This is a genomic window from Rhodanobacter sp. GW835-FHT13D09 (genome assembly GCF_058793995.1).
The window spans coordinates 596,381-607,067 of the sequence record NZ_JBXAGL010000001.1; the positions used below are offsets into that span (position 1 = coordinate 596,381).

Here is a 10,687-nt window from a genome sequence, read left to right on the forward strand (position 1 = left end):
ATGTTCGAGTTCTATCCGCAGATCAAATGGGTACACATCGCCTGCGTGCTGGCCAGCGGCCTGCTGTTCGCCCTGCGCGGCCTGCTGGTGCAGGCCGGCCACGGCGGCGCCGCGCAGTGGGAACCGGTGCGCTGGCTCAGCTACGCCATCGACACCACCCTGCTCACCGCCGCGCTGGTGCTGGTAAACATCCTGCCCGGCGCGCTGTTCGCCAACGGCTGGCTCACCACCAAGCTGGTGCTGCTGGTCGCCTACGTCGCGCTGGGCACGCTGGCGCTGAGGCGGGCGCGCACGCCGCGCTCGCGGCGGGTCTTCTACGTGGCCGCGCTGGCCACCTACGTCTACATGCTCGGGGTGGCCCGCATGCACCATCCGCTGGGCTGGCTGTACGGATGGCTGGCATGAGCCCGGCGCAACCGTTCCCCACGGAGGAGCCGCGCGACCATGCGCTGGACGCCTGCTTCCTCGGCCCCTACGGCGAGAACGACACGCTGCTGGAAAAGCTGCTGGTGGAGTTCCTGCGCGACCACGTGTACTGGCGGCGCAACTTCCACCCGGAGGATCCGCCGGCGATCGCCACCGCCGCCGCCCATCACCCGGACTATCTGGCCTTCGAATCGCGCATGCGCCGCGAGCTGCACCAGCTCTCCGCCGCGCTGAAGAAGTCGGTGCCGTTCCACAGCCCGCGCTACATCGGCCACATGGCTTCCGACCTGCTGCTGCCGGGACTGGCCGCGCAGATGCTGACCCTGCCGTACAACCCCAACAACGTCAGCGAGGATGCCGCGCCGGTCACCGTGGACCTGGAGGTGCAGGTGGGGCTGCAGCTGGCGCGCATGCTCGGCTACCCGCACGATCCCGCACAACCGGCCTGCGCGTTCGGCCACCTCACCTCCGGCGGCACCCTGGCGAACTACCAGGCATTGCGGCTGGCGCTGGCGCTGAAGGCGTTCCCGGTGGCGCTGCGCGTGGCGCAGGTGCCCGACCTGGCGCTTCCGCCGGACGACTGGGCCGCGTTCAACCTTTCGACCGCCGACGGCATCGCGCTGCTGGAGGCATGGCAGCGCTGGCTGGCCGCGCAGACGCCGGCGCAACGCGCGCACTGGCTGCAGCGGGTCGAGCAGGAACGCATCGAGCAGCGCGGCCTGGCCGGCTTCTTCGCCGCGCACCCGCAGCTGCGCGTGCCGCTGGTGCTGGCGCCGGTCACCGCGCACTACTCGTGGAGCAAGGGGTTGAAGCTGCTCGGCCTCGGCCGCGACCAGCTGGAGCTGCTGCCCACCGACGGCATGCGGCTGGACCCCGCCGCGTTGCGCGACACGCTGGAACGCTGCGCGCGCGAGCGCCAGAGCGTGCTGATGTGCGTGGCCGTGCTCGGCGGCACCGAGTACGGTACCATCGACCCGCTCGACGCGGTGCTCGACGCGCGGCAGGCATCGCGCCGGCGCGGACTGGACTTCGCCGTGCACGTGGACGCCGCCTGGGGCGGCTACCTGGCCACCCTGTTCCGCCACGAGGACGGCACGCTGCGCAGGCGCGACGAGGTGGCCGCCGACTACACGCAGTTCCCCACCCCCGCGGTGCACGCGGCGTTCGCCGCACTAGGCGACACCGACTCGGTCACCGTCGACCCACACAAGCTCGGCTACCTGCCCTACGGCAGCGGCGCCTTCATCTGCCGCGACCACCGCGCGATGGCGTTGCTGGCCGAACGCGCCGACTACGTGTTCCACGCCGCCACGCCCGCCGGCTACCTGGCGCGCTATCGCAGCCTCGGCCAGTTCATTCCGGAAGGCTCGAAATCCGGCGCGGCGGCGGCCGCGGTCTACGTGACGCACAAGGTGCTGCCGCTGGACCATGCCCACTTCGGCCGGCTGCCGCGCGCCACCGTGCGTGCGGCCGAGGGCTTCCACGCCCGCGCGCAACGCTTCGCGCTGGAACTGGCCGACTGCGTGCACGCGCTGGTGCCGTTCGCGCCGGACAGCAACCTGGTCTGCCTCGCGCTCAACCCGCACGACAACACCTCGGTGGCGACGGCGAATGCGTTCGTGCGCGCCCTGCATGATGAACTGCGCTGCGACCCGCAGCAGCCGCTGCAGACCAGGGAGTTCTTCGGCTCGGTGACCAGCCTGCGCCCGGAGATGCTCGGCCCGGCGCAGACGGCGCGCATCCTCGGCGCGCTGGGGCTGGACCCGGCCAGCTTCGTTCCCGGCGACGACCGCCTGCTGATCCTGCGCCACACGCTGATGAACCCCTACCTGATTGACCGCGAGAACGGCATCAGCTACATCGACCGCTACTTCGACTTCCTCGGCCGGCGCGTGCGTGCCCTGCGCGGCACCGCCGGTTCCCACCCATGATCACGGAGCCTACGATGGACAGCGCCCTGCGCCTGGTCAACCCGCAACGCGAGACCGATCGCCACTGGGTACACAGCGCGCTGGCCAAGCTGGCGCAGGAGGCGGCGCGTTCGGCCGATACCCACCTGCTCAAGCTGAACTTCCCCGGCTTCCACGGCATCGACTTCTACTTCAAGGACGAGGCCGCGCACCCCAGCGGCAGCCTGAAGCACCGCCTCGCCCGCTCGCTGTTCCTGTACGCGCTGTGCAACGGCCGCCTGCGCGGCGGGCAGACCGTGGTGGATGCCTCCTCCGGCAGCACGGCGATCGCCGAGGCGTGGTTCGCGCGCCTGCTGGGCCTGCCGTTCATCGCGGTGATGCCGGCCTGCACCGCGCCGGGCAAGATCCGCGACGTGCAGGCGCTGGGCGGCGCGTGCGACCTGGTCGAGGATCCCGCCCAGGTGCATGCGCGCGCCGCCGAGCACGCCGCGCACGGTGCCTGCCACCTGGACCAGTTCGGCCTGGCCGAACGCGCCACCGACTGGCGCGGCAACAACAACATCGCCGAGTCGATCATCGGCCAGCTCGCGCTGGAAGCGGAACCCGAGCCGGCCTGGATCGTCTGCGGCGCCGGTACCGGCGGTACCTCGGCCACCATCGGCCGCTACCTGCGCTACCGCCGGCTGCACACGCAACTGTGCGTGGCCGAACCGGCCGGCAGCGGCTTCGTGCACGGCTGGCGCACGCGCGATGCGCGCGCGGTGGCCAGCCAGCCCACCCTGATCGAGGGCATCGGCCGGCCGCGGGTCGAGCCGGGATTTCTGTTCGACGTGGTCGACCGCGTGGTCGAGGTGCCCGATGCCGCCTCGATCGCCGCCGCCTGGCTGCTGGAGGAGCTCATCGGCCACCGCTATGGCGGCTCGTCCGGCACCAACCTGGTCGCCTGCCTGCAGCTGGCCGCCGCGATGCGCGCCCGCGGCGAGCGCGGCAGCATCGTCAGCCTGCTGTGCGACCGCGGCGAGCGCTACGCGCAGACGCTGTTCGATCCCGCCTGGCTGGCCGCGCGCGGCATCGACCTCGCGCCGTGGAGCACGGCGCTGCGCGACAGCCTCGCCAGCGGCCGCCGGCCGCTGCCGGCCGGCACCGCGACATGACGTTCGCGCTGCTCGGCTATGGCCGTTTCGGGCAGGCCTTCGCCGGCCTGCTGCAACAGGCAGGGCACCGGGTCCGCGCCTTCGACCCACAGGCCGGGGTGCCCGCCGACCTCGCCGTGCCTTCGGCCGCGGCGGCGATCGATGGTGCGGCATGGGTGGTGCTGGCGATGCCGGTGCCACACCTGCGCGAAGCCCTGCTCGCGCTGCGCCCGCAGCTGCAGCCCGGGCAGACCGTGCTCGACGTGGGCAGCGTGAAGATGCACCCCTGCGCGACGATGGACGAACTGCTAGGCACACGGATCCCGCACGTCGGCACGCATCCGCTGTTCGGGCCGCTCAGCCTGGCCCGCGACGAACGGCCGCTGCGCGCGGTGATCTGCCCCGCGGCGGATCATCCGCAGGCGGCGGTGCGCGTCGGCGAGCTGTTCCGCGAACTCGGCTGCGAGGTGATCGAGCAGGACCCGGCCAGCCACGATCGCGCCATGGCGATGACCCATGCGCTGGCGTTCTTCATCGCCAAGGGCCTGGTCGATCTCGGCGTGGACGACGGCACGCCGGTGGCGCCGCCTTCTTTCCAGGGCATGAAGCACATGCTGGCCGCAGTGCGCGGCGACGCCGGCCACCTGTTCGCGGCGATCCAGCGCGAAAACCCGTTCGCCGCCGAAGCGCGCGCGCAGTTGCTGGCCGAGCTCGAACGGGTGCACCGGCAGCTGCTGGCCGACGCGGACGGCGACAGCCTGGCGATCCCCGGGCTGTCCGCCTGAGCTGCCACCGCCTGCGCAGCCTGTCCGCGCACCTCGAAGGCAGCCGGCCGCGGCCGTGGCTCACGGCTCGTCGTGCATCACGTGCTCGGCCGGGGCCGGCTTGTCCCAGCCGGGGTCGTTGAAGTACTCGGGATAGTGCGCGATCGCCGCGCGCATGTCGGCCACCGCCGAAACCTTCTTCGGGTCGGCCTTCAGCGTCTGCGCCGCGCTCATCAGCGGCACCAGGATGCCGTGCAGCGCGGCATCGGGCTCGGCGGCGAGCTTGCAGTGGGCGAACATGTAGGTCACCGCATCCTGCACTTCCTGCGCGCGGTCGGCCGCCATCGGCGCGCTCATGTGGCCCATCTCGTAGTGGGCGAGCTCGGCCACCGCGGTGTGTGCGCGGCGCATGCCTTCGCGCAGCGGGGCATCCGGCGCCCAGCGCTGCGCCGGCAACGGTGCGGCGGCGTTGACGGCGTGGGCCGCGTGGCTGTCGTGGGCATGCTGGGAAGCCGCCTGGGCCGCGGCGGCGAGGCCGAGGCCGCAGACGGTAGCAAGGACGAGGCGGACGGCTTTCATGCGGCATGCTCCGGCAGGCGGCGCGGACGCCGCGGATGAAAGGATGCTAGCGCGCGGCGGGCACGCCCCGGGCTGACCGGGATCAAGCCGCCGGCGCCTGCGACAAACGGCCATCCGCCCCGACCCGGCGCTGCAACCAGGCGTAGTACAGCAACGGGATCACCAGCAGGGTCAGCGCGGTCGAGACCAGGATGCCGAAGATCAGCGACACCGCCAGGCCCTGGAAGATCGGGTCGTCGATGATGAAGAAGCCGCCGATCATCGCCGCCAGGCCGGTCAGCACGATCGGCTTGGCGCGCACCGCCGCGGCGTCGATCACCGCCTCGCGCAGCGGCCGCCCGGCCGCCAGCGCGTGGTTGATGAAGTCGATCAGCAGGATCGAGTTGCGCACGATGATGCCGGCCAGCGCGATCATGCCGATCATCGAGGTGGCGGTGTACTGCGCGCCCACCAGCGCATGCCCCGGCATCACCCCGATCACGGTCAGCGGGATCGGCGCCATGATGATCAGCGGCACCACGTAGCTCCGGAACTGGCCGACCACCAGCAGGTAGATCAGCAGCAGGCCCGCCGAATAGGCCAGGCCCATGTCGCGGAACGTTTCGTAGGTGATCTGCCACTCGCCGTCCCATTTCACCGAGGCGCCGGTGGTGTCGGTCGGCTGGGCGATGAAATGCTGCTGCAGCAGCTGCCCCGCCACCCTGTCGTGGCCGAGCTTGCCGACCAGCGAGAACATGCCGTACAGCGGACTGTCGGTGCCGCCGGCATCGTCGCCGGTGACCGTGGCGTAGGGCAGCAGGTCCTTGTGCCAGATCGCCATTTCCCGGCCCGCCGGCTGCACGCGGACCACCTCGGACAGCGGCACCAGCGCGCCGCCGCGCGCACGCACGCGCAGGGCCAGCAGCTGGCCCATCGCCGCCTGGTCGCCCGCGCCCAGGCGCAGGCGGATCGGCACCGCGTACTTCGCGTGGCCGTCCATCAGGTAGCTGGCGTCGTCGCCCGACAAGGCGGTACGCAGCGCCTGCGCGATGGCGGCCTGGTCCAGCCCCAGCCGCGCCGCGCGGGCGCGATCGACCACCAGCACGTCGCGCGGCGCATCCGCCTCCACGCTGGTGTCGACGTCGACGATGTCCGGATTGGCCTTGAAATCCCGCTCCAGCCCCAGCGCCACCTTGCGTACGGTGGCGTAGTCGGGGCCGTAAACCTCGGCCACGATCGGCGCCATCACCGGCGGCCCGGGCGGCACCTCGACCACCTTCACCGAGGCGCCGTAGCGCGCACCGATCTGCGCCAGCGCCGGGCGCACGGCCAGCGCGATGGCGTGGCTCTGGCGCGAGCGCTGGTGCTTGTCGACCAGACTCACCTGCAGGTCGCCCACGATCGGGCCGCTGCGCAGGTAGTACTGGCGCACCAGCCCGTTGAAGGTGATCGGCGAGGCGGTGCCGGCGTAGCCCTGCCAGTCCTTCACCTCGGGCACCTTCGCCACCGCCTGCGCCAGCTCGCCGAGCAGGCGGTTGGTGCGCTCCAGCGTGCTGCCCTCGGGCATGTCCACCACCACCTGGAACTCGGACTTGTTGTCGAACGGCAGCATCTTCAGCACCACCGCCTTGACCACCACCAGCCCCACCGCCGCCAGCACCAGCAGGCCCATCACGGCGAACAGCCGGCGGCGGCGGCGCGGCGCGCGCTCGCCCTGGAGGAAGGGCGACATCAGCCGATGGAACAGCCGCAGCAACCGGCCGCCGGCGGCCTCGTGCGCACCGGCCGCGGCGCCTTCGCCGGCGGGAGGGTGGTGGCCGAGCAGCCGCAGCGCCAGCCACGGCGTCACCACCAGCGCCACCGCCAGCGACAGCAGCATGCCGGCCGAGGCGTTGATCGGGATCGGCCGCATGTACGGCCCCATCAGGCCGGACACGAATGCCATCGGCAGCAGCGCGGCGATCACCGTGAAGGTGGCCAGGATGGTCGGCCCGCCGACCTCGCCAACCGCCTCGGGAATGGCCTCGCGCAGCGTGCTGCCACCCAGCGCCATGTGCCGATGGATGTTCTCCACCACCACGATGGCGTCGTCGACCAGGATGCCGATCGAGAAGATCAGCGCGAACAGCGAGACGCGGTTGATGGTGAAGCCCATCGCCCACGAGGCGAACAGGGTCAGCGCCAGGGTGACGATCACCGCGCTGCCGACCACCACCGCCGCCCGCCAGCTCAACGCCAGCAGCACCAGCAGCACCACCGAGAAGGTGGCGAAGATCAGCTTGTGGATCAGCTTGTCCGCCTTGTCGGTAGCGGTCTGGCCGTAGTCGCGGGTGACCACCACGTGCACGCCGGCGGGAATCACCACGTTCTGCAGCGCGGCCAGCCGCTGGCGGATCGCGCCGGTGATGTCGGCGGCGTTGGTGCCCGGCTTCTTCGCCACCGCGATGGTCACCGCCGGCGCGTTGCCGGTGGCGGGGCCGGCCTTGCCCGCCGGCGCGCCGAACCAGGCGTAGCTGTCGGGCAGGTCGGCGCCCGGGCGGATCGTCGCCACGTCGGAGAGGAACACCGGCTGCCCGTTCTTCAGGCCGATCACCAGCTGCGACACTTCCGCCGCGTCGGCGAGGAAACGCCCGGCGGTCACCGGCACGTCGCGGTCGCCGCCCACGCGGTCGCCGGCATGGGTCACCGTGTTGGCCGCCTTCAACGCGTTCGACAGGTCGCCCGGGGTCATGCCGTACGCGGCCAGCTTCGCCGCATCCAGCTCCACCACCACCGCGCGCGTCGGCGCGCCGATGGTGTAGACGTCGCGCGTGCCGGGCACGCGCTTCAGTTCGGCCTCCAGCGTGTGCGCCACCTCGGCCAGCTGCACCGGTCCCTGCGCGGGGTCGTCGCTCCACAGGGTCAGCGCCATCACCGGCACGTCGTCGATGCCCATCGGCCGCACCAGCGGCGGGCCCACGCCGAGGCCGGGCGGCACGAAGCCCTGGTTCTGGAACACCTGGTTGTACAGCCGCACGATCGCCGCCTGCCGCGGCACGCCGACCTGGAACTCCACCGTCATCACCGCCATGCCGGGCCGGCTCACCGAGTAGACGTGCTTGACGCCCTCGATCTCGGCCAGCTTCTGCTCCAGCGGGAAGGCCACCAGGTTCTCGACGTCGCGCACGTCGGCGCCGGGGAACGGCACCATCACGTTGGCCATGGTCACGTCGATCTGCGGCTCTTCCTCGCGCGGCGTGATCATCACCGCGACCAGCCCCAGCAGCAGCGCCGCGATCGCCAGGATCGGGGTCAGCGGCGAATCCTGGAAGGCGCGGGCGATGCGGCCGGAGAAACCGAGCCGGGGCCCGCTCACAGCGTGGCCCCGCGCCGGTGCCCGGCCAGCCAGCGCGCCGCCGCGGCCGGATCGGTGGCGACGCGTTCGCCGTCGTCCAGCCCGGCCAGCACCTCGACGCGGTCGCCGTGGCGATGGCCCAGGCGCAGCTGGCGCAGCGCCACGTCGTGCTCGCCCAGCACGTACGCGCCCACCAGCTCGCCGCGCTGCACCAGCGCGTCGAGCGGCAGCAGCAGGCGCTTCGCCTCGCCGCTGGCGAAGGCGACCTTCACCGTCATGCCCGGATACAGGCCGGCACCGTCGCCGGGCAGCTCCAGCCGCACGCTGAAGCTGTGCGTCTGCGGGTCGGCATAGGGAAACACGGTGACCTTGCCGGCCGCCACGCGGCGGCCGTCGTCGAGCACCAGCTCGGCGGCGTGGTAGCGGCGGATCGCGGCGATCGCGCTCTGCGGCACCTGCACGCTGACCCGCAGGTCCTGCAGCGACGCCAGCGCGATCAGCTGCTGCGGCGCCGGCGGCCCCGCCTGCACCGCCTCGCCCACCTGCACGAAGCGGCGGGTGACGATGCCGTCGTACGGTGCGCGCAGCACGGTGTAGTCGAGCTGCTGGCCGACCTGGCTGGACTGCGCCCGGGCCGACTGCAACGCCGCCAGCGCCGCGTCGCGACGGGCGCGTTCCAGGTCGAGCTGCGCCCTGGAGACGAAGCCCTTCGGGTAGATCGTGGCGAAGCGCTGGTAGGAAGCGTCCGCTTCGGTGTAGGCCGCCTGCGCCGCGGCGATCTGCGCCTGGGCGGCGCTGCGCGCGGACTTCTGCTCGACGTCGCTGAAGCGCACCAGCACGTCGCCCTTGCGCACGGCGTCGTTGACGTCGTAGGGCAGCTCGATCACCCGCGCATTGGTCTGCGCCGCGATGACCGCCTCGTGCACCGCCTCCACCACGCCGTCCCAGGCCTGCTCGTCGTGCGCCGGCTCCGCATGCACGGTCAGCGCGGCTAGCGGTGGCGGCGTGGCCGCGGCGGGCGGAGGCGCCGTGCGCCCGCAGGCCGCGAGCGCGGCCACGGTGAGCGCGACGGCGGCAAGCTGCGCGGCGCGCCCGATGATGTGCTTGCGGTGCATGAAGTTCTTCCCTCGGTGGAATGCGGCCGGCGCGCTCATTAATCGCCCGTGCCGGGCCGGATGCGTGCGATGTCCAGGGCCTTCATCGCGTATTTCCCGCAGGCGACGCTCATGCCGCCGATGCTGCGCCGGGAATGATGATCTGCGACATGACATGGACTCCGCGGTGGACGGGGCGACACACCTGCCGCAGGGACCCAGGCAAGCCCGGCGGATGATTGCCGGCGCGCCTCGGATCAGCCGCTGCCGGCCTCGTCGATGCTGCGCGCGACCACCGCCTGAACCTCCCGGGCAACCTGCGCCAGGGCGGGATCGGGCGAGAGCATGGCCAGCATCGATGCCGGCTCGATCATGCCGATCCGGGTCCCCCCCGCCTCCGTATAGACCGACACGCGGCAGGGCAGCGCCATGTTCAACCGCATGTCGACGGCCAGCACGCGCGCCGCCTGGTGCGGGTTGCACACCTCGAACACCTTGCACTCGCGCTCGAACGCGACGCCCTTGCTGCGTAGGGTGGCGCCGAGGTCGTGCACGTGCAGCACGCCGAAGCCGTTGCGGACGATCGCCGCCTCCAGGTCGGCCGCGGCCTGGTCGAAGCTCTTGGATGTTTCCACGACGTAGTACATGGCTCGCCTCGCTATGCGCTAGAGCGGTTCAGGACGGGAAGGCACAACCGGGCTTCAGGCCCAGCTTGCGCAGCAGCATCGCCAGCGGGCAGAAACCGGTGAACGAGGACTGCAGCAGGTTGGCGCCCACGAACACCGACAGCCAGATCCAGCCGGGTGCGACGAAATGCGCCAGCGCGATGCCGACCAGCACGACGGTGCCGGCGAAGCCGAGGACGAGACGATCAATATTCATGGCGCGACTCCGGGTGCGGGTTGATGCGGCCGTCGTGCGGCGGCCACGGTTCCAGTGAAGCCATATCTAATTTAGATTTATCTTAATTAGTGATTTATGGTAAAGTCAAGCCCGCAAGCGAACTTTTCGAGAGGCTCGACCGATGAACCTGCCCGCCAACGCCGATCTCAACCTCATGCAGGCACGCGCCGAGGAGGCCACCCGGCTGCTCAAGGCGCTGGGCAACGCCCAGCGGCTGCGCGTGCTGTGCCTATTGCTGGACGGCGAGATGCAGGTGAACCAGATCAACGAGCGCCTGCCCGAACTCAGCCAGTCCGCGCTGTCGCAGCACCTGGCGCGGCTGCGCGACGAAGGCCTGGTGAGTACCCGCCGCGAGGCGCAGAACGTCTGGTACGCCCTGCCCGAAGGCCCGGCCCACGACATCATGGCCACGCTCTACGGCATCTACTGCGCCACGGGCAACGGGCGGCGCGCCGCGAAGGCCGGCACACGCAGGGGCCGGCGCACCGCCGGCTGACCCGGGGGGGCGGGGGGGGGGGGGGGGGGGGGGGGGGGGGGGGGGGGGGGGGGGGGGGGGGGGGGTGGG

The 10,687-nt window shown here is 71.7% G+C and carries 10 protein-coding genes; 5 read left to right on the forward strand and 5 right to left on the reverse strand.

Translation table 11 applies throughout. The annotated features are described in order from the left end of the window. From AC1Q5A_RS02735 to AC1Q5A_RS02750, 4 genes are all read left to right on the forward strand, one after another. Window positions 1–405 (forward strand): SirB2 family protein (locus AC1Q5A_RS02735; RefSeq protein WP_492698020.1); only part of this gene is annotated, 405 nt, incomplete at its 5' end. Continuing rightward, window positions 402–2,357, forward strand: coding sequence for a pyridoxal phosphate-dependent decarboxylase family protein (locus AC1Q5A_RS02740; protein ID WP_492698022.1), 1,956 nt, complete (start codon window positions 402–404; stop codon window positions 2,355–2,357). The genes AC1Q5A_RS02735 and AC1Q5A_RS02740, both read left to right, overlap by 4 nt. A gap of 14 nt (window positions 2,358–2,371) precedes the next feature. After that, window positions 2,372–3,490, forward strand: coding sequence for a PLP-dependent cysteine synthase family protein (locus tag AC1Q5A_RS02745; protein WP_492698026.1), 1,119 nt, complete (start codon window positions 2,372–2,374; stop codon window positions 3,488–3,490). Next, the gene (locus tag AC1Q5A_RS02750; protein ID WP_492698030.1) at window positions 3,487–4,254 is read left to right on the forward strand and encodes a prephenate dehydrogenase/arogenate dehydrogenase family protein; all 768 of its coding nucleotides are present in this window, start codon (window positions 3,487–3,489) and stop codon (window positions 4,252–4,254) included. The genes AC1Q5A_RS02745 and AC1Q5A_RS02750 overlap by 4 nt, the downstream gene beginning before the upstream one ends. A gap of 60 nt (window positions 4,255–4,314) precedes the next feature. On the opposite strand, the gene AC1Q5A_RS02755 is transcribed toward AC1Q5A_RS02750, so the two are convergent. From AC1Q5A_RS02755 to AC1Q5A_RS02775, 5 genes are all read right to left on the reverse strand, one after another. After that, window positions 4,315–4,812 (reverse strand): DnrO protein, encoded by a 498-nt coding sequence (locus tag AC1Q5A_RS02755; RefSeq protein WP_492698034.1) that lies wholly within the window; start codon window positions 4,810–4,812, stop codon window positions 4,315–4,317. Between the two features lie 82 nt (window positions 4,813–4,894). Next, window positions 4,895–8,146, reverse strand: coding sequence for an efflux RND transporter permease subunit (locus AC1Q5A_RS02760; protein WP_492698035.1), 3,252 nt, complete (start codon window positions 8,144–8,146; stop codon window positions 4,895–4,897). Further along, window positions 8,143–9,240 (reverse strand): efflux RND transporter periplasmic adaptor subunit, encoded by a 1,098-nt coding sequence (locus AC1Q5A_RS02765; RefSeq protein WP_492698037.1) that lies wholly within the window; start codon window positions 9,238–9,240, stop codon window positions 8,143–8,145. Before AC1Q5A_RS02765 ends, AC1Q5A_RS02760 begins: the two co-directional genes overlap by 4 nt. A 236-nt stretch (window positions 9,241–9,476) precedes the next feature. Further along, a complete protein-coding gene (locus tag AC1Q5A_RS02770; protein WP_492698038.1) occupies window positions 9,477–9,866 on the reverse strand; it encodes a DUF302 domain-containing protein in 390 nt (129 codons plus the stop codon). 28 nt (window positions 9,867–9,894) lie between these two features. Continuing rightward, window positions 9,895–10,101 carry a YgaP family membrane protein gene (locus AC1Q5A_RS02775; RefSeq protein WP_492698040.1) on the reverse strand — a complete coding sequence of 69 codons (207 nt, stop codon included), beginning with the start codon at window positions 10,099–10,101 and terminating at the stop codon, window positions 9,895–9,897. 142 nt (window positions 10,102–10,243) lie between these two features. On the opposite strand from AC1Q5A_RS02775, the gene AC1Q5A_RS02780 reads away from it, so the two are divergent. Further along, window positions 10,244–10,618, forward strand: coding sequence for an ArsR/SmtB family transcription factor (locus AC1Q5A_RS02780; protein ID WP_492698042.1), 375 nt, complete (start codon window positions 10,244–10,246; stop codon window positions 10,616–10,618). Window positions 10,619–10,687 lie beyond the last annotated feature (69 nt).

Excerpts from the sequence above, each read along its gene's own strand:
- AC1Q5A_RS02740 (WP_492698022.1), top strand. The coding sequence starts at position 402 with ATGAGCCCGGCGCAACCGTTCCCCACGGAGGAGCCGCGCGACCATGCG.
- AC1Q5A_RS02745 (WP_492698026.1), top strand. The coding sequence starts at position 2,372 with ATGGACAGCGCCCTGCGCCTGGTCAACCCGCAACGCGAGACCGATCGC.
- AC1Q5A_RS02750 (WP_492698030.1), top strand. The coding sequence starts at position 3,487 with ATGACGTTCGCGCTGCTCGGCTATGGCCGTTTCGGGCAGGCCTTCGCC.
- AC1Q5A_RS02755 (WP_492698034.1), bottom strand. The coding sequence starts at position 4,812 with ATGAAAGCCGTCCGCCTCGTCCTTGCTACCGTCTGCGGCCTCGGCCTC.
- AC1Q5A_RS02765 (WP_492698037.1), bottom strand. The coding sequence starts at position 9,240 with ATGCACCGCAAGCACATCATCGGGCGCGCCGCGCAGCTTGCCGCCGTC.
- AC1Q5A_RS02770 (WP_492698038.1), bottom strand. The coding sequence starts at position 9,866 with ATGTACTACGTCGTGGAAACATCCAAGAGCTTCGACCAGGCCGCGGCC.
- AC1Q5A_RS02775 (WP_492698040.1), bottom strand. The coding sequence starts at position 10,101 with ATGAATATTGATCGTCTCGTCCTCGGCTTCGCCGGCACCGTCGTGCTG.
- AC1Q5A_RS02780 (WP_492698042.1), top strand. The coding sequence starts at position 10,244 with ATGAACCTGCCCGCCAACGCCGATCTCAACCTCATGCAGGCACGCGCC.